Source organism: Rhizobium sp. P2_G2 (assembly GCF_056403555.1).
Map to the genome: position 1 here is coordinate 196,983 of NZ_JBFUFF010000002.1, position 16,437 is coordinate 213,419.

Below are 16,437 nucleotides of genomic sequence, written 5' to 3' on the forward strand. Positions count from 1 at the left end.
GACCTTACTACTCGCAATCAACCGTCAAACGACTTGCCAACCGGCAGCATTTATCCATCTTAACGTGAGGCCGGGCAATCTCGGCCTCAAAGAGGGTGGCCATGAGCAGAGTTCTCGTTACCGGCGGCACCGGCTTCGTCGGCAGCCATTGCATTGTCGCCCTGCTTGCCGACGGCCACGAGGTGCGTGCGACGGTGCGCAGCCTCAGGCGTGAGGGCGATCTGCGCGCCATGCTGAAGGTCGGCGGCATCGACGCTGGCGAGCGCCTGTCATTGTTTCCGGCGGACCTTGACCGGGATGCCGGTTGGGCGGATGCGGTCGCCGGCTGCGACTATGTGCTGCATGTCGCCTCGCCCTTTCCCGCCGACGTGCCGCAAGACGAGGATGAATTGATCCGGCCGGCCCGCGACGGCGCGCTGCGTGTGCTCCGCGCCGCCCGCGACGCGGGCGTGAAGCGGGCGGTGATGACCTCGTCTTTCGCCGCCGTCAGTTACGGCCGCCTGCCCGAAGGCGGCGTGTTCACCGAGAAGGACTGGACCGATCTCAACGCGCCGGACGCCCAGCCCTATGCGAAATCCAAGACGATCGCCGAACGCGCCGCCTGGGATTTCATCGCCCGCGAAGGCGGTGGGCTGGAACTCTCGGTCATCAATCCGACCGGGATTTTCGGACCAGTGCTCGGGCCGGATCTCTCGACCTCGATCGAACTGATCAGGATGCTGCTCTCCGGCGCCATGCCCGGCGCGCCGCGCATCAGTTTCGGCGTGGTCGACGTCCGCGATGTCGCCCAACTGCATCTCATGGCCATGACGCATGCGAAAGCGGCCGGCGAGCGCTTCATCGCCGTTGTCGGTCCACCCATGTCGATCCATGAGATTGCCTTGCTGCTAAGACGCCGGCTGGGCGAAGCGGCATCCAGGACGCCGCGCTATCAGCTTCCGGATTGGATGGTGCGGATTGCCGGATTGTTCAATCCGGCGGCGCGGGCCGCGATTCCCCAACTGGGCCTTGTCCGACCCGGCAGCAGTGCCAAGGCAAGGGAATTGCTTGGATGGAACCCGCGTTCGAACGAGGCGGCGATCCTTGCCAGTGCCGAAAGCCTGATCGGGCTCGACCTTGTCGGCACGAAACTCAAGGCAAAATAATAGGGCCGCATCCCGCGACCCCATATTCATCGTTCACAGATCGCTCAATGACCCGTGGGGATGGTCCCCGTGACCGTGCAGGGATCGACGCCGTAGGCCGGCGCGCATTTGGTCTTGTCGGCGGCGACCGTATGCGGCGCGACGAAGGAACCGGCGAGAATGACAAGCGCCGCAGACGCAAAGAACAATGCGATCGATTTGCCCATTAAAGTCCCCTAATGACTTGGATATTTGCCCGTGCATCCGCCAAATCAGTCGCATCCAATCGGGTTGTTGTTGGGGCGGGTTTTATTCAGTCGTGCACATCTAAGCAATAAAACATCGATGCTGAACGGCGGGTTAATGCGCTATAGTGAATTTGTGCGGCTTTTGTGCAACTTGTGCATAAATCGCCCGAAATTCGGCAATTTCCGGCCACAAAAAAGCCGCCACCAGGACCGGCAGCGGCCATATTTTTGCTAGCCAGGCCGAGGCTTAGAGCGCTTCGCGTTCTGATGGAATCAGAACCGCGCTCTAAACCCTTGTTTTGCGCATGTCGTTGTCCTGAAACCGGTTCCCACTTTCAGGCGACATGCTTCAGGCAGCAGAGCCGGAATGGGTGAACTGGCCTTCCGGCCGATAGCGAACGAGATAGCTCGGCAGGATGGCGCCAGCGAGCGTCGGTTCGATGCCGAGGCCCTGCAGCGTACGGCCCTCGGCCATGGCGGCGCCCGAAACGACGTTGTCGGAGCGCAGCAGCGTCACCTGGTCCGACGTGATCGTCGGCTTGACGAAGGGGATCAGCGAATTGACCGAGCCGATCAGGGACGCAAGGCCGAACGGCAGCGTGGCCATGCGCTTCTCGCGATAGGTGATCGCCATGATCTCTTCATAGATGGCCTTGAGGCTCTTCACCTCCGGACCGCCGAATTCATAGATCTTGCCGCCAGGGACGCGGCCTTCGACCGACCGCGCCACCGCCTCGGCGACATCATCGACGAAAACCGGCTGGAAACGCGTCTGGCCCCCGCCGATCAGCGGCAGGAACGGCATCGACAGCATCATTTCGGCAAAGCGGTTATAGAAGGTGTCCTCGGGCCCGAAGATCACGGACGGACGGATGATCACCGCATCCGGCACGGTGGCGAGGATCGATCGCTCGGCGCGGCCCTTGCTCTTGGCATAGACGGAGGGCGAATCGACATCGGCGCCGATCGCGGAAATCTGCGTCAGGCCGCAACCCTGGGCGCGGACCGCTTCGGCTATGGCGCGTGAGCCGAAATCCTGCACGGCATCAAACGTGTTGCGGCCCGACGGATAGAGCAGGCCGACGCAGTTGATCGCATGGTCCGAACCCTTGACCGCCGCGTCAACCGAGGCGCGATAGCGCAGATTGGCCTGGGCGAAGGAAATCTGGCCGACATTGCCGAGCGGCTGCAGAAAGAAGGCGAGATCGGGACGGCGCACGGCGACACGGACGCGAAAGCCGCGCCGCGCCAGACTGCGAACCACGTGGCGCCCCAGAAAGCCCGATCCGCCGAACACGGTCACGAGTTTCGGTACATTCGCTAGCGTCATCGTCGTTCTCCTATAGGCCGCCTTTAATCCGTTCCTTAGCTGAAAGCGTCTCGGAGGTGAAGCGGCTAAATGCCTTCGACGACCACCATTTCGGCGTCGGCGACCTGATGGCGGATCGCGGCGGCCATCTGATATTCCGGCGAGTTATAGCAATCATAGGCCGCCTGCAGCGAAGGGAACTCGATCACCACGTTGCGTGCCCGGACCTCACCCTCGAGACGGTGATATTCGCCGCCGCGGGCGAGGAAATTGGCGCCATACTTTTCGAAAGCCGGCTTGGCGGCGGCGACATAGTCCTTGTAGCGCTCCGGATCACGCACATCGACGCGGGCGATCCAATATCCCTTGGCCATTTCTACCTCCGACGGTCAGTCTGTTGGGCTGTGCAAGGGGGTCTAAAGCACGGAATCGATTTCGGCAAGGATGGCGCGCGCCGCTTCCAGGGGCTCGGGCGCCTTGACGATCGGTCGGGCGACGACGAGATGGCTTGCGCCGGCGCGGATGGCTTCGGAGGGCGACATGACCCGCTTCTGATCGTCCCTGTCGATGCCGATGGGACGTATGCCGGGCGTGACAACGGCAAGGTCGGGACCGACGACCTTGCGCACCACCTGCGCCTCCTCGGCCGAGCAGACAATGCCGCCCATGCCGGCACGGCGGGCTTGTTCGGCGCGCCGGAGAACAAGCGCATTGGGGGCATAGTCATATCCCGCCTCGATCATGTCCTGTTCATCCATGGAGGTCAGCACCGTGACGCCGAGCAGGCAGAGGCTGGAACCCTTGGCCGCCTCGACGGCGGCGCGCATCGCCTTGGGATAGGCGTGCAAGGTGAGCATGGTCATGCCCATCTTGACGATGTTCTCGACGCCGCTCGCCACCGTGTTGTCGATGTCGAGCAGCTTCATGTCGAGGAAGATCTTCTTGCCGTCGCGTGCAAGCTCACGGGCGAAATCCAGTCCGCCGGCGAAAACGAGCTGATAGCCGATTTTGTAATAAGCGACGGCGGATCCGAGTTTCTTGACGATATCGGCGGCTTCGTTGACGTTCGGCACGTCCAGCCCCACGATCAGCCTGTCCCTCGCCGCCATGCCAAGCTCCCTTGCCTTGATTTGACCGGCCGACCAGTGCCACGCATGCCACCGGCCTGCAAGAAGAAAGGCAGGGAAATCACCGCTATTTATGGCACTATTACTTCCAGGGCGCGCCGACCACCTGTTTGACGGTGGCGTTCAGGCGGTTCCAGACATTGATCAGCGCAATCTCGACGATCAGTGCGGCGAGCGGCTTGTCGTCGAAATGCTTGCGCGCCTCTTCCCAGATGTCGTCCGGCACGGGATCGGCGCGGTCGGCGAGCCGGGTCACGGATTCGGTGAGAGCCAAAGCAGCCCGCTCCTCGTCGGTGAAGAAGGGCGTGTCGCGCCAGGCGGCAACGGCGAAGATGCGCTCGTCGCTTTCGCCGGCCTTCTTCAACTCGTCCGCATGCATATGGACGCAGACGCTGCAGCCGTTGATCTGGCTGGCGCGCAATTCCACCAGCTTGCGGATGGTGAGCGGCAGTTCCTTTTCGGTCGATTTGCCGACGGCGTGAAGTGCGGTGAGCGTCTCGGGCAGCAGTCCGACCGGATGTTTCATTCTCGCTTGCATGGTTGGTCTCCATCAGGTTTATCAATTTTCCGACGATCTTGCCGGCGACCCGTCACGCGGCCCGGCTTTCGTTCGTCATCGGTGTGACGGAGCGACAAAAGGAAACGTGACCGATGGACGAAGAAAATTTTCTCGCCGAACAATTCAGGGCAAATCGCACCCAGCTGAAATCCATTGCCTACAGGATGCTGGGCTCGACCAGCGAGGCGGAAGATGCCGTGCAGGAGGCGTGGATCCGCCTCTCCCGCGCCGATACCGTCGGGGTGAAGAATCTCGGCGGCTGGTTGACCACCGTCGTCTCCCGCGTCTGTCTCGACATGCTCCGATCGCGGAAATCGCGCCGCGAGGACGGGATCGACACCGCCAGCCATGAGCCGGCCGTCGAGCCGGAGGCCGCGGTGATCGAGAGAGAGGCGATGCTGGCTGACTCGGTCGGGCTCGCCATGCTGGTCGTGCTCGAACAATTGTCGCCGGCCGAACGCATCGCCTTCGTGCTGCACGACATGTTTGACCTGCCCTTCGACGATATCGGCCCGATCGTGGATCGGACGCCGATTGCGGCGCGACAGCTCGCCAGCCGCGCGCGCCGCCGCGTGCAGGGCAGGCCGGTACCGGACGAGGCCGAACTGGCCGGTAATCGTGAGGTGGTACGGGCATTCCTCGCCGCTTCACGTGACGGCGATTTCGCCGGCCTGCTGGCTGTGCTCGACCCCAACGTGATCTTCCACGCCGACGAAGCTGCCGTGCGGCTGGGTTCACTTGGGGAAATCCGTGGCGCCGATGCGATCGGCAAGGTCTATCTCGGCCGCGCCAAGACCGCCGAAGTCGCGCTGCTCGACGGCGAGGTCGGTATCCTGGTGGCGCCGGTCGGCAAACTGCTGCTGGTGTCGAAGGTGATCGTGCGCGACGGCATGATTGCGGAGATTTATGCGGTGGCCAATGCTGGCAGTCTGGCGGAGATGGAGATTATGGATGCCGGGAACTGACGGTCTATGTCAGCTCGCCAAAATCTCCCGCCGTTCGCCCGTCCATTCATCCATCGCCACCCAGCCGGTCAGCAATTTCCGGTCATGGAGGCGGAAGGCGAAGAGGTTGCCGCCGCCGGCAGGCTGGTCTCCATCACGGGCGATCGGCTGACCGCCGAGACGGCATTTCAGCAATGTGCCGACGCCGCCATGGCCGACAAAGGCAATCGGCTGGGCAGGATCATGGCGGTCGAGAATCCGCGTCACCGCCGAGACGATCCGCCACTGCGCGTCGATCGCGCGCTCCCAGCCGCGAAAGCTTTCTTCCGGATGGGCAAAGAACCAATCGGCTGCCGCTTCGAATTCGTCAGGCACGAGGAAACCGGTGGCAGAGCGATCGTTTTCGCCCATGCCCTCGACAATCTCCGGCGTCACATTCGAGGCATTGCTAAGGATTTCCGCCGTCTCTATTGCCTTGGTCTCATCGCTGCTGACGATGCGGCCAAGCGCCTTTGCCCATGGCAAAGTGGCCGCCAATGCGGCGCGCGCCTTGCCCTTGTCGGACAGGTGCCAACGAGGTACCGCCACCGCTGGATCCACGATGATCTGCGGATGGGTGACGTAGAAGCCGAGCATGCTCAGGCATGCGCCTTCTTGTAGTGCCAGATCTGCGCCGGCGGGATGTTGCGCAGAATAATGTCGAAATGCTCGACCTTGTAGATCTCCGGCCGCTTGGCGACAGGTGATTTCGGGCCATAAGAGAATTGCACCACCGGCCGGCCCGGTGCCATCAGGTCAAGCAGGCTCTCGACCAGCTTCACCCGCGCATGCATGGGGAAATTGAGGAGAGGAATGCCGGAGATGACGCAATCGAATTTCTGGCCGCGATAGGCTGCGAGCGTCTCTTCGATATTGAAGGCGTCGCCATTGATGAAGTGCACGCCGGGGAATTTTTCCACCAGATGGTCGTAGAACTGCGTCGAATATTCAACGGAGACCAGGTTTTCCGGCTTCACGCCCATGGCAAGGATCGCCTTGGTGATCACGCCGGTGCCGGGGCCGAGTTCCAGAACGGGAAGGCCGGAACCGGTGTCGATGATGCTCGCCATCTTGGCGGCCATGCGCGCCGAGGTGGGCATGATCGCGCCCACCGTCTTCGGCTCGGCCATCATGCCACGGATGAAACGGATTTCGTCGTCGAATTTCGACGCCAGGCGATCCTTGAGTGCGCGCATGTTTTCCCCTTTTGATTTGCATCATAGATGCAATCAAAAAAGGTGAAAGCAAGACAAGCGGTTATGCAGGCCTAAATTTTGTCCGGAGAGTTCACAGCCGCTCAGACGCGCATCGGCATCAGCACGTACAGCGCATCACCGCTCGACGAATCGAGGATGATGGTCGGCGAGCCCGGATCGGCGAGCTTGAAGACGGCATCATCGCCGGTCAGCTGACTGGTGATGTCGAGGAGATAGCGGGCGTTGAAGCCGATTTCCAGCGGGTCGCCCTCGAAGGAAACCGCGAGCTCTTCCGTGGCGCTGCCGGAATCGGGGTTGTTGACGGTGAGTGTCATCTGGCCGTCGGCAAGCGCCAGCTTGACGGCGCGGCCGCGCTCCGAGGAGATGGTCGAGACCCGGTCGACGGCGCTGGCGAAGGTGCCGCAATCGACGCGCATTTCCTTGTCGTTACCCGAAGGGATGACGCGCTGGTAATCCGGGAAAGTGCCGTCGATCAGCTTCGAGGTCAGCACGATCTCGCCGAAGGACAGGCGGATCTTGGCGTCGGAGACTTCGAAGCGGATATTGGCTTCGGGATCCTCGATCAGCTTCTGGATTTCGCCGACGGTCTTGCGCGGGATGATGATGCCGGGCATGCCCTCGCAGCCCGAGGGCGCCTCGATCTCGGAGCGGGCCAGGCGGTGACCGTCAGTGGCGACGGCGCGCAGTTTCAGGGCACCCGAAGCTTCGACGGCGTGCAGGAAGATGCCGTTGAGATAATAGCGCGTCTCTTCGGTGGAAATTGCGAACTGGGTGCGCTCGATCAGCATCTTGAGATCGGATGCCTTGATGGTGAAGGCATGGCTGAACGTGCCGGCGGTCAGATCCGGGAAGTCGGCTTCCGGCAGGCATTGCAGCGAGAACTTCGAACGGCCGGAGGTGACGCTCATGGTCGAGCCGTCGGCATTGGTCGACAGCATCACTTCGGAGCCATCCGACAGCTTACGGACGATCTCGTAGAGCAGATGCGCCGGCACGGTGGTGGCGCCGGCCTGTTCGGCCATGGCGGGCGCGCCTTCGGTGATTTCCAGATCGAGGTCGGTCGCCTTCATCATCAGGCTGGAGCCTTCAGCCTTCAACAGCACGTTGGAAAGGATCGGGATCGTGTTGCGGCGTTCCACGACGCGGTGAACATGGCCCAGAGATTTCAGAAGGTTGGAACGCTCGAGTGTAACACGCATGATATCTACCGTTTTCGTTATTGGTGCCGGCCCAGCCGGAAAACCCGCCCCCGGTGCGGACGCGCAAAATGGCAGAAATAATGCGGCTATGGCAAGCGATTTCGCTTGAGCGCCCGCTCTCTTGCACATCTCGCCGCCGCCGCCCATAAAGAGAAACAGTTGAATTTCCGGAGCAGGCCTTGGCCGCAGACGATCAGACAGACAATTCCGCCTCCGGCAGTTTCCGCATCCGCACGCTGGACATACCCGCGCGGCCGCTGGAGCCCGCGCTCTACCTCGTGGCGACGCCGATCGGCAATCTCGGCGACATGACGCTCCGGGCGCTCGAAACGCTGGCCGGCGCGGACATCCTCGCGGCAGAGGACACGCGGGTGACGCGCGTCCTGCTCGACCGCTACGGCATTTCCAAGCGTGCTTATGCCTATCATGAGCACAATTCCGAAGAGGCTGGACCAAGATTGATCGCGGCGATCGCAGCCGGCAAATCCGTGGCTCTGGTCTCCGATGCCGGCACACCACTGGTCTCCGATCCAGGCTATCGGCTGGTGCGCGAGGCGGTCGAGGCCGGATTGAAAGTCGTTCCGATCCCCGGCCCCTCCTCGGTAGTGACGGCGCTCTCCGCCGCCGGCCTGCCGAGCGATTCCTTCTATTTCGCCGGCTTCCTGCCGCAGAAGGAAAAGGCCCGCCGCGACCGGCTGGCGGAAATCGCAAGCATTCCCGGCACGCTGATTTTCTTCGAATCGCCAAACCGGCTGCCTCAGAGCTTGAAGGACGCCGCCGATGTTCTCGGCAGGACCCGTCAGGCTTCGGTCTGCCGCGAACTGACCAAGACATTCGAGGAATTCCGCCGCGGCACGCTCGGCGATCTGGCCGCGTATTATGACGACAATCCGAATGTCAAAGGCGAGATCGTCGTCGCAGTCGCGCCGCCGGAGCCTGAAGCGGCGCCCCAGGGCGAGACGTTGGACGAGATGTTGAAAACGCTCGCGGCCCAGATGCCGGCTGCCAAGGCCGCGGCGGAAGCCGCGCGCCAGACAGGCCTGCCGCGCAAGGAACTCTACCAGCGCCTACTGGAGCTCAAGAGTTGAAGACGCCGCGCTCCGGACATGACCGGCGCAAGGCGCTGCTCATCGGATGGTTGTCGGAATATTACGCCGCCTTTTACCTGATCCTGCGCGGTTACCGCGTCGTCGCCATGCGCTTTCGCGTCAAAACCGGCGAAATCGACATCATCGCCAGGAAGGGCGATCTCGTGGCCTTCGTCGAGGTCAAGGCGCGGCGGATCATCGGCGACGCGATCTTCGCCGTCGATCCGTCGACGCAGCGCCGCATCCGCAATGCCAGCCTCGCCTGGATCGCCCGGCAGCCCGATGCGTCACGCCTCGCCTACCGTTACGATATCGTCGCCGTCACCCCCTGGAGCCGGCCGCAGCATTTCAGCGATGCGTTTTAAAGCTTTTTGACTTACACGCTTCAACTTCGGCCAAGCTTGATCGACGGCGACCCGAAGGCTGGCGGCAAAGCGCTGCAAACGGCCGGACGCTACCCCAACTGAACCTCGCCAACACCATGATATCCGGGATTGTTAGCCGTCATATAAACTTCATTGGCCGGGACAAATCGAAGCCGCTAATAGGGCCTCGCGCAAAAATCTGCGTTTCTCTTTCTCGAGGTTCTCATGCAAGCCAAGCTCCTGGGCGCTGTCAGCGCCTTTCTCGCCGTAGCCTTCCTTGCTGGCCCCGCCGCCGCCGAAAAGACCAAGATCGACTTCTGGTTCGGCAATTCCGGCGATATCGCCAAACGCGTTCAGGAACAGTGCGACCGCTTCAACAAGTCGCAAAACGATTACGAAGTTGTCTGCACCAGCCAGGGCTCGTACGATGCCTCGCTGCAGAACACCATTGCCGCCTACCGCGCCGGCAAGCAGCCGACCATTGCCCAGGTGTCGGATGCCGGTACGCTCGACATCATGCTGTCAGGCGCTTTTTACCCGGCTAACAAGCTGATGAAGGACATGGGCTACACCGTCGACTGGAAGGACTATTTCTCCGGCATCGCTTCCTATTATGCGACGTCGAAGGGCGAAATGTACTCCTTCCCCTTCAACTCCTCGACCGCTCTGCTCTACTGGAACAAGGACGCGTTCGCCAAGATCGGCAAGGATCACGCTCCGGCGACCTGGGAAGAAGCTGGCGAAGACTTCAAGGCGCTGAAGGCAGCCGGCTATGCCTGCCCGCTCGGCTTCAATATTTCGCGTGACGAAGTCTGGCAGTATGAAGAGCAGTTCAACGCCATTCACGGCGAACCTGTCGCCACGAACAAGAACGGCTATGAAGGCCTAGATGCCGAGCTGACCATCAACAAGGGCAAGTGGGTCCAGTTCGTCAGGGATCTGAAAGGCTGGTACGACGCCAAGGAAGCGCTCATCAAGTCCAAGGAAACCGGCCAGACTTTCGTCGAAGCCTTCGCTGCCGGTGATTGCCAGGTCATCCTCACCTCTGTCGGCGACCACGGCAATATCGGCCGCACCGCCAAAGCCGGCATGAACTGGGGCACCGCCATGTTGCCCGTCTACAAGGGCACCGAGCGTCACAGCTCGTTCGTCGGCGGCGCATCGCTCTGGGTGCTGAAGGGCCATTCCGACGCCGAATACAAGGCTGCCGCCGCTTTCTTCAACTTCGTCGCCAAACCGGAAGAAGCGCTGACCTGGTCGACCGTCACGGGCTATATCCCGGTGCGTAATTCCGGCTATCAGTACCTGGTCAAGAACCACTTCTACGACAAGGCGCCCTATGCCGGCCGCGAACTCGCCATCAAGAGCCTGACCGCTTCGCCGGCCAACGACAATGCTCCGCATGGCGTCCGCCTCGGCGGCCTGCTGCAGATCCGCCAGGAAATCTCCAACGCCCTGCAGGACATCTTCATCAACAATGCCGATGTCCAGACGTCGCTCGATGGCGCCGCCGATCGCGGCAACCAGATCCTGCGCCGCTTCCAGGCGACCTATAAGGGCGTCCAGCTGCCGTAAGGCCTCGCGCATCCAGGCCCTATCTGGCGCCAGGGCGCCGGATAGGGCTTCACACGATCTCGGGTCCGGATGCGTTTACCGCGTGTTTCGGACCGTCCTTTAACTCCGATTGAAGCGATTCATGGAAAAGCGCGTCACCTTCTCCTCGACGACGATCGGCCTGCTGTTTGCGGCGCCGATGCTCATCCTGATCTTCATCTTCTTCTACTGGCCGGGCTCGCAGGCGCTCTATTGGGCGTTTACGCTGGAACAGCCGTGGGGCGGCGGCAACCGCTGGGTCGGGTTCGATAATTTCAGGCAGTTGCTGAGCGATCCGATCTACTGGAACTCTATCGTTCGCAGCCTGGTCTTCGGCCTGTCGTCGACCGCCATTTCCATGGTGCTGGCACTGACACTGGCGATCCTTACCGACCGCGAACTGCGCGGCCATAAGCTCTACCGCTCGATCTTCATCTGGCCCTATGCGATCGCCGCACCCGCGCTCGGTCTTGCCTTCCGCTTCATCCTGGCGCCCGAGGCCGGCCTGCTGTCGATCATCAACCATATCTGGCCGGACATCTGGAATCCCGCGCTCGACGGCAAGGACGCGATGATCGCCGTCATCGTCACCTTTTCCTGGAAATATATCGGCTACAATTTCATCTTCTTTCTGTCGGCGCTGCAAGGCATTCCCCGCTCGCTGATCGAGGCTGCCGCCATGGACGGCTCCGGGCCGATGCGCCGCATCTGGGATATCCAGCTGCCGCTGCTGACCCCGACATTGTTCTTCCTGCTCGTCATCAACATCACCGAGAGCTTTCAAGACTCGTTCGGCATTGTCGACGTCATGACGCAAGGCGGGCCGGCCCGCGCCACCGAGCTCATGGTCTATAAGATCTATTTCGACGGCTTCAAAGGGCTCGATTATTCGGGTGCGGCGGCGCAATCGATCATCCTGATGCTGCTCGTCATCCTGCTCACCATTTTCCAGTTCCGCTTCATCGAGCGGCGCGTGCACTATAAGTGAGGGCTGGGCCATGGTCGAACGCACGCCGATCTTCAATTTCATCAGCTATCTGCTGCTGGCGCTCGGGCTGGTCATCGCGCTCTTGCCTTTCGCCATCGTCATCATCGCCTCGACACTTGATCTCAAAGCGGTCAACACGGTGCCGATGCCACTGACGCCGGGATCGCATTTCTGGGAGAACGTCCAGACCGCCTGGGTCCGCGCCGATCTCGGCAACAAGCTCCTGCACAGCGTCATCTTCGCTGCGGCTGTCGGGGCCGGCAAAGTGATCCTGTCGGCCATGGCCGCTTTCTCGATCGTCTATTTCCGCTTTCGTGGCCGCATCGTGATCTTCTGGATGATCTTCATTACTCTGATGCTGCCGCTCGAAGTGCGCATCGTTCCGACCTATTCGATCGCCGCCAACGTGCTGGAACCCTTCCAGGCGATCTCTGATATCACCGGCATCAGCTGGCTCGTCGCCCATCTCTTCGGCATCGAAGTCAAGCTGCAATGGGGGCTATTGAACTCCTATACCGGCCTCGTCCTGCCGCTGGTCGCAACGGCGACCGGCACCTTCCTCTATCGCCAATTCTACCTGACGGTCCCGGAAGAGTTGGCCGAAGCCTCGAAAATGGATGGCTCAGGGCCGATCCGGTTCTTCTGGGATATCCTGATGCCACTGTCGCGCTCGAACATGATCGCGCTTTTCACCATCATGTTCGTCTGGGCCTGGAATCAATATCTCTGGCCGCTGCTGATCACCACAGATCCCAAATTCGGCATCGCCGTCACCGAACTCAAGACGCTGATCCCGTCCGAATTCGGCCTGCCGGACTGGAACGTGGCGATGGCTGGCACGCTGATCATCATGTCGCCGCCGCTCATCCTCGTCATCCTGATGCAGCGCTGGTTCGTGCGCGGCCTTATCTCCACCGAAAAGTGAAAGGATTCTGGCCTTGGCACCAATCTCCCTGCGTGGCGTCAAAAAGAGCTACGGCAAGAATGCCGTCGTCCATGGCGTCGATCTCGAAATCCAGTCGGGCGAATTCGTCGTCTTCCTCGGACCGTCCGGCTGCGGCAAGTCGACCCTGCTCAGGATGGTCGCCGGACTGGAGGAAATTTCCGCCGGCGAAATCTCCATTGCCGGCCGCGTGGTCAACAAGCTCGAACCTCGCGAGCGCGGCTGCGCCATGGTGTTCCAGAACTATGCGCTCTATCCGCATATGACGGTGGCCGAGAATATCGGCTACGCATTGAAGGTCGCCGGCGTCTCCAGGGCCGAGCGCACCAAGCGCGTCGCCGACGTGGCCAAGTCGCTCAATCTCGAACCCTTCCTCGACCGTCGCCCGGCGGCACTCTCCGGCGGCCAACGCCAGCGCGTCGCCATGGGTCGTGCGATCGTGCGCGAGCCGGTCGCCTTTCTGTTCGACGAACCGCTTTCCAATCTCGACGCCAAGCTGCGCGTGTCGATGCGCGGCGAGATCAAGCAATTGCAGAAGCGGCTCGGCACGACCGCGATCTACGTCACCCATGACCAGACCGAAGCAATGACGCTGGCCGACCGCCTCGTCGTGCTCAACAAGGGCCTGGTCGAGCAGATCGGCAGCCCGCTGGAAGTCTATCACAAGCCGGCTTCGACCTTTGTCGCGGGCTTCATCGGCTCACCGGCGATGAACCTGGTCAATGCCGAGAATGGCCCTGACGGCATTCGCATCGGTGATCAGTCAGTGCCCGCCAGCGCCGGTGCCCCGAAAGAACCAAAGCTGATCGTCGGCTTCCGTGCCGAGGATGCAAAGGCCTCGCTCGATATCGAAGGCCGGATCGCGTTCCATCTTGATTATGTCGAGGAACTCGGCGCCCAGCGTCTGCTGCATGGCACGGTCGGTGGGCAGCAGATCACGGTCGCCGCCCCCTCGGCCCAGCCGTTCGGCGAGCGCATGGGCCTGACGATCGCGACCGACCATTTTCACTATTTCTCTGCCACTGATGGCAAGCGCATCGCCGGCAGCCCGATCCCGGCGGCGGATATCGCCGCAGTCCAGGCGCAGGTGCAATGATCCGTGCCGCAGTTTCCGCCCTCGATGTGATTTCGCTCGAAGAGCGCGCCCAGCTGGTTGGTCCCAAAACCGTCGAAGCGCATGATGCGATCATGAGCCGGCTCGGCGCGATGGGCACGGTCGAGACCGGCGGATCGCCGTCCCGCACCCTGCCGCTCGCCTTCCCGTTCAACGTCTCCGCCTGGAACCTGGAACGCTGCCTGTTCGTCGAGGATAGCGCCGCGCATGTAGAAAAGAGCGAACCAGCCGTCGTATTGCTGTCCGAGATGGACAATGGCATGGCCCGCACCGCCCAGCGCCATACGACCGCAGATTTGGCGAGCGCGATGCGCATGGCCTATGCCTATGGCGTCGAATTCCTGGAAATGGGCCTCGGCTCGGACACCGAGCGTGGTTTCTGCCGCGACAGCATCAACGAGAAAGGTTTCCACGGCAACGGCCTTGTCTCCTCCGTGCCGATCGAGCAGCCGTTCATGGTCCGCCTCTTGGGCGAGCGTCTGTGGCGCAACGATGCCGATCAGCCACGCATCGGCGAACGCTGCGCCGTCGGCGGCCTGATCTCCACCGAAGCAGGGCCTTTCGTCGCCGTCTCCGTGCATCTCGAAAGCGCCACCACGGCCGCTTATCGCGAGCGGCAGACGAAGGAACTGATTGACGAAATCGAAGCCGCCTTCCCTGCCCTGCCGATCCTCATCGGCGGCGATCTCAACACCGGCAACCACGCCGGCGGCGATTTCGAGGCCGAGGGCCTGTTTCCGATGAGCGCTACGCGTGGCTTCACCCGCCATGGCGGCCCGATCGAACAGATGACGACGCGGCCGAGCCTGATCACCCACTGGCCGGAACGCGCGATGAAGCTTGACTGGTTCCTGTCGCGCGGCCTGATCATCGGCCATTCGGAGATCACGCCTTCGCTCGATGGGACCGGCCGGCCGCTCTCCGACCACGACCACATCACCTGCCGCATCGACGGCTTCGCCTGATCCCAGACTGGCTAGCCAGACCGGCTGGCCGGATGGGCTTGCCAGACCGGCGTGCCCGTCCTACATCATCCGCACGCATTCAGGGGCAGGAGAGCATTCCCATGGCAAAGATCAAGAACGTCGCCGTGCAGATGGACCATGTGTCCTCGATCAACATCACCGGCGATTCCACCTTTGCCATGAGCCTCGAAGCTCAGACCCGCGGCTACAATCTCTTCCACTATACGCCAAGCCGCCTCTCCATGCGCGACGGCAAGATTATCGCCACTGTCGAGCCGATGACGCTGCGCGATGTCAAGGGCGACCACTATACGCTCGGCGCGCCGGAGCGCGTGGATCTGTCGACGATGGATGTGGTGCTGCTCCGCCAGGACCCGCCCTTCGACATGGCCTATATCACGTCGACGCATCTGCTGGAGCGCATCCATCCGAAGACGCTCGTGGTCAATGATCCCAACTGGGTGCGCAATTCGCCGGAAAAGATCTTCGTCACCGAATTCGCCGACCTGATGCCGAAGACGCTGATCACCCGCGATCCCGCGGAGATCGCCGCCTTCCGTGCCGAAATGGGCGACATCATCCTGAAGCCGCTTTACGGCAATGGCGGCGCCGGCGTCTTTCACTCGTCGCGTGACGACCGCAATTTCACCTCACTGCTCGAAATGTTCAACCAAATGTTCCGCGAACCGTTCATCGCCCAGCAATACCTGCCCGACGTCCGCAAAGGCGACAAGCGCATCATCCTGATCGACGGCGAGCCCGCCGGCGCCATCAACCGCGTGCCGTCCGAGACCGACAGCCGCTCCAACATGCATGTCGGCGGCCGGGCTGAAAAGACTGAACTCACCGAACGCGAACAGGAAATCTGCCGCCGCATCGGCCCCGCGCTCCGTGAACGCGGCTTCATCCTCGTAGGCATCGATGTGATCGGGGATTATATGACCGAGATCAACGTGACCTCGCCGACCGGCATCCGCGAAGTGCGGAAATTCGGCGGTGCCGATATTGCGGCATTGTTCTGGGATGCTGTCGAGAGACGGCGGGGTTGAGGGCAATCGCGGCGGTTCCACGGCCGCCTCTGCTGCCGCTTTAAAATTCTCTGCAAACTTGCTGCGCCGGCCTACAATTTTGTTCGCTTGTCGTTCTTTTTTGTCACTTGGCCTGCCGAAATCTGCAAGATCGGAAGCGGCTGTCGCAGCCGTGGTCGGTGATTACTTAGGCAGCATGTTCCGACCTGCGCCCCTGATGGCCAAGCTCGCGTCCGACATGCTTACGAGCAGGCCGGCCGCAATGGCGCTGTCGAGTGCCTTCGTATAGTCGGCCCCCTTGAGCAGGTGTCTCCTCGCATGGCTCTCCACGGCGCTTCTCGTAGCAGTGGGGGACACGCCGTAGCGGCGGTTATAAAAGGCATCCAGAATGATTTGGTGTTGTTCGTTGAATTTCACAATGATTCTCCAATCACAAAATCTCTATCATAAATTGAACTACTTGGATATGGACAAAGTTAAGGGTGTTGACTATGAAGCAAAATGGTATCAAGCCGATTTATAGCAGCCTTGTTCATACCACGCTCCGTTTCCGCCGTTGGCAAATTAGCTGTTCGTCGGGTGGCCGG

Annotated in this window: 19 protein-coding genes; 10 read left to right on the plus strand and 9 right to left on the minus strand. The window is 61.6% G+C overall.

Features of this window, described 5'->3' with window-relative positions:
* The first annotated feature begins 101 nt into the window (after positions 1 to 101).
* Positions 102 to 1,145 carry an SDR family oxidoreductase gene (locus AC1D06_RS03325; protein WP_477984974.1) on the plus strand — a complete coding sequence of 348 codons (1,044 nt, stop codon included), beginning with the start codon at positions 102 to 104 and terminating at the stop codon, positions 1,143 to 1,145.
* A 44-nt stretch (positions 1,146 to 1,189) separates the two neighbouring features.
* Here AC1D06_RS03325 and AC1D06_RS03330 read toward each other — a convergent pair whose 3' ends face one another.
* The 5 genes from AC1D06_RS03330 to AC1D06_RS03350 form a co-directional block, all read right to left on the minus strand.
* Positions 1,190 to 1,351: a hypothetical protein gene (locus AC1D06_RS03330; RefSeq protein WP_477984976.1), complete on the minus strand. Its 162-nt coding sequence runs from the start codon at positions 1,349 to 1,351 to the stop codon at positions 1,190 to 1,192.
* Between the two features lie 370 nt (positions 1,352 to 1,721).
* The gene (locus AC1D06_RS03335) at positions 1,722 to 2,702 is read right to left on the minus strand and encodes a complex I NDUFA9 subunit family protein (RefSeq protein WP_477984978.1); all 981 of its coding nucleotides are present in this window, start codon (positions 2,700 to 2,702) and stop codon (positions 1,722 to 1,724) included.
* A gap of 65 nt (positions 2,703 to 2,767) precedes the next feature.
* Positions 2,768 to 3,055, minus strand: coding sequence for a DUF1330 domain-containing protein (locus AC1D06_RS03340; protein ID WP_477984980.1), 288 nt, complete (start codon positions 3,053 to 3,055; stop codon positions 2,768 to 2,770).
* Positions 3,056 to 3,097: 42 nt separating this feature from the next.
* Positions 3,098 to 3,790 (minus strand): orotidine-5'-phosphate decarboxylase, encoded by a 693-nt coding sequence (gene pyrF, locus AC1D06_RS03345; protein ID WP_477984982.1) that lies wholly within the window; start codon positions 3,788 to 3,790, stop codon positions 3,098 to 3,100.
* A 100-nt stretch (positions 3,791 to 3,890) separates the two neighbouring features.
* Positions 3,891 to 4,346, minus strand: a complete 456-nt coding sequence (locus tag AC1D06_RS03350; RefSeq protein ID WP_477984984.1) for a carboxymuconolactone decarboxylase family protein — start codon at positions 4,344 to 4,346, stop codon at positions 3,891 to 3,893.
* 113 nt (positions 4,347 to 4,459) lie between these two features.
* On the opposite strand from AC1D06_RS03350, the gene AC1D06_RS03355 reads away from it, so the two are divergent.
* The gene (locus AC1D06_RS03355; protein ID WP_477984986.1) at positions 4,460 to 5,332 is read left to right on the plus strand and encodes a sigma-70 family RNA polymerase sigma factor; all 873 of its coding nucleotides are present in this window, start codon (positions 4,460 to 4,462) and stop codon (positions 5,330 to 5,332) included.
* Positions 5,333 to 5,341: 9 nt separating this feature from the next.
* Here AC1D06_RS03355 and AC1D06_RS03360 read toward each other — a convergent pair whose 3' ends face one another.
* The 3 genes from AC1D06_RS03360 to dnaN all read right to left on the minus strand — a co-directional run bounded on the left by AC1D06_RS03360 (position 5,342) and on the right by dnaN (position 7,766).
* On the minus strand, positions 5,342 to 5,947 hold the full coding sequence (locus AC1D06_RS03360) for a histidine phosphatase family protein (RefSeq protein WP_477984988.1): 606 nt from the start codon (positions 5,945 to 5,947) through the stop codon (positions 5,342 to 5,344).
* A 2-nt stretch (positions 5,948 to 5,949) separates the two neighbouring features.
* On the minus strand, positions 5,950 to 6,546 hold the full coding sequence (pmtA, locus tag AC1D06_RS03365) for a phospholipid N-methyltransferase PmtA (RefSeq protein ID WP_477984990.1): 597 nt from the start codon (positions 6,544 to 6,546) through the stop codon (positions 5,950 to 5,952).
* A 101-nt stretch (positions 6,547 to 6,647) separates the two neighbouring features.
* Positions 6,648 to 7,766 carry a DNA polymerase III subunit beta gene (dnaN, locus tag AC1D06_RS03370; RefSeq protein WP_477984992.1) on the minus strand — a complete coding sequence of 373 codons (1,119 nt, stop codon included), beginning with the start codon at positions 7,764 to 7,766 and terminating at the stop codon, positions 6,648 to 6,650.
* Between the two features lie 179 nt (positions 7,767 to 7,945).
* Here dnaN and rsmI point away from each other — a divergent pair, with 179 nt between their 5' ends.
* From rsmI to gshB, 8 genes are all read left to right on the plus strand, one after another.
* Positions 7,946 to 8,854 (plus strand): 16S rRNA (cytidine(1402)-2'-O)-methyltransferase, encoded by a 909-nt coding sequence (gene rsmI, locus AC1D06_RS03375; RefSeq protein WP_477984994.1) that lies wholly within the window; start codon positions 7,946 to 7,948, stop codon positions 8,852 to 8,854.
* Positions 8,851 to 9,219, plus strand: a complete 369-nt coding sequence (locus AC1D06_RS03380; RefSeq protein WP_477984996.1) for a YraN family protein — start codon at positions 8,851 to 8,853, stop codon at positions 9,217 to 9,219. The genes rsmI and AC1D06_RS03380 overlap by 4 nt, the downstream gene beginning before the upstream one ends.
* Positions 9,220 to 9,444: 225 nt before the next feature.
* Positions 9,445 to 10,794 carry an extracellular solute-binding protein gene (locus AC1D06_RS03385; RefSeq protein WP_477984998.1) on the plus strand — a complete coding sequence of 450 codons (1,350 nt, stop codon included), beginning with the start codon at positions 9,445 to 9,447 and terminating at the stop codon, positions 10,792 to 10,794.
* 121 nt (positions 10,795 to 10,915) lie between these two features.
* The gene (locus AC1D06_RS03390) at positions 10,916 to 11,800 is read left to right on the plus strand and encodes a carbohydrate ABC transporter permease (protein ID WP_477876134.1); all 885 of its coding nucleotides are present in this window, start codon (positions 10,916 to 10,918) and stop codon (positions 11,798 to 11,800) included.
* 10 nt (positions 11,801 to 11,810) lie between these two features.
* On the plus strand, positions 11,811 to 12,725 hold the full coding sequence (locus AC1D06_RS03395) for an ABC transporter permease subunit (RefSeq protein WP_477985000.1): 915 nt from the start codon (positions 11,811 to 11,813) through the stop codon (positions 12,723 to 12,725).
* A 13-nt stretch (positions 12,726 to 12,738) separates the two neighbouring features.
* Positions 12,739 to 13,839, plus strand: coding sequence for a sn-glycerol-3-phosphate ABC transporter ATP-binding protein UgpC (gene ugpC / locus AC1D06_RS03400; protein ID WP_477876136.1), 1,101 nt, complete (start codon positions 12,739 to 12,741; stop codon positions 13,837 to 13,839).
* Positions 13,836 to 14,822, plus strand: a complete 987-nt coding sequence (locus tag AC1D06_RS03405) for an endonuclease/exonuclease/phosphatase family protein (RefSeq protein ID WP_477985002.1) — start codon at positions 13,836 to 13,838, stop codon at positions 14,820 to 14,822. The genes ugpC and AC1D06_RS03405 overlap by 4 nt, the downstream gene beginning before the upstream one ends.
* A 101-nt stretch (positions 14,823 to 14,923) precedes the next feature.
* Positions 14,924 to 15,871 carry a glutathione synthase gene (gene gshB, locus AC1D06_RS03410; RefSeq protein WP_477876138.1) on the plus strand — a complete coding sequence of 316 codons (948 nt, stop codon included), beginning with the start codon at positions 14,924 to 14,926 and terminating at the stop codon, positions 15,869 to 15,871.
* 162 nt (positions 15,872 to 16,033) lie between these two features.
* Here the strand turns inward: gshB and AC1D06_RS03415 are convergent, their stop codons facing one another.
* Positions 16,034 to 16,267, minus strand: coding sequence for a hypothetical protein (locus AC1D06_RS03415; RefSeq protein ID WP_477985004.1), 234 nt, complete (start codon positions 16,265 to 16,267; stop codon positions 16,034 to 16,036).
* Positions 16,268 to 16,437: the final 170 nt, after the last annotated feature.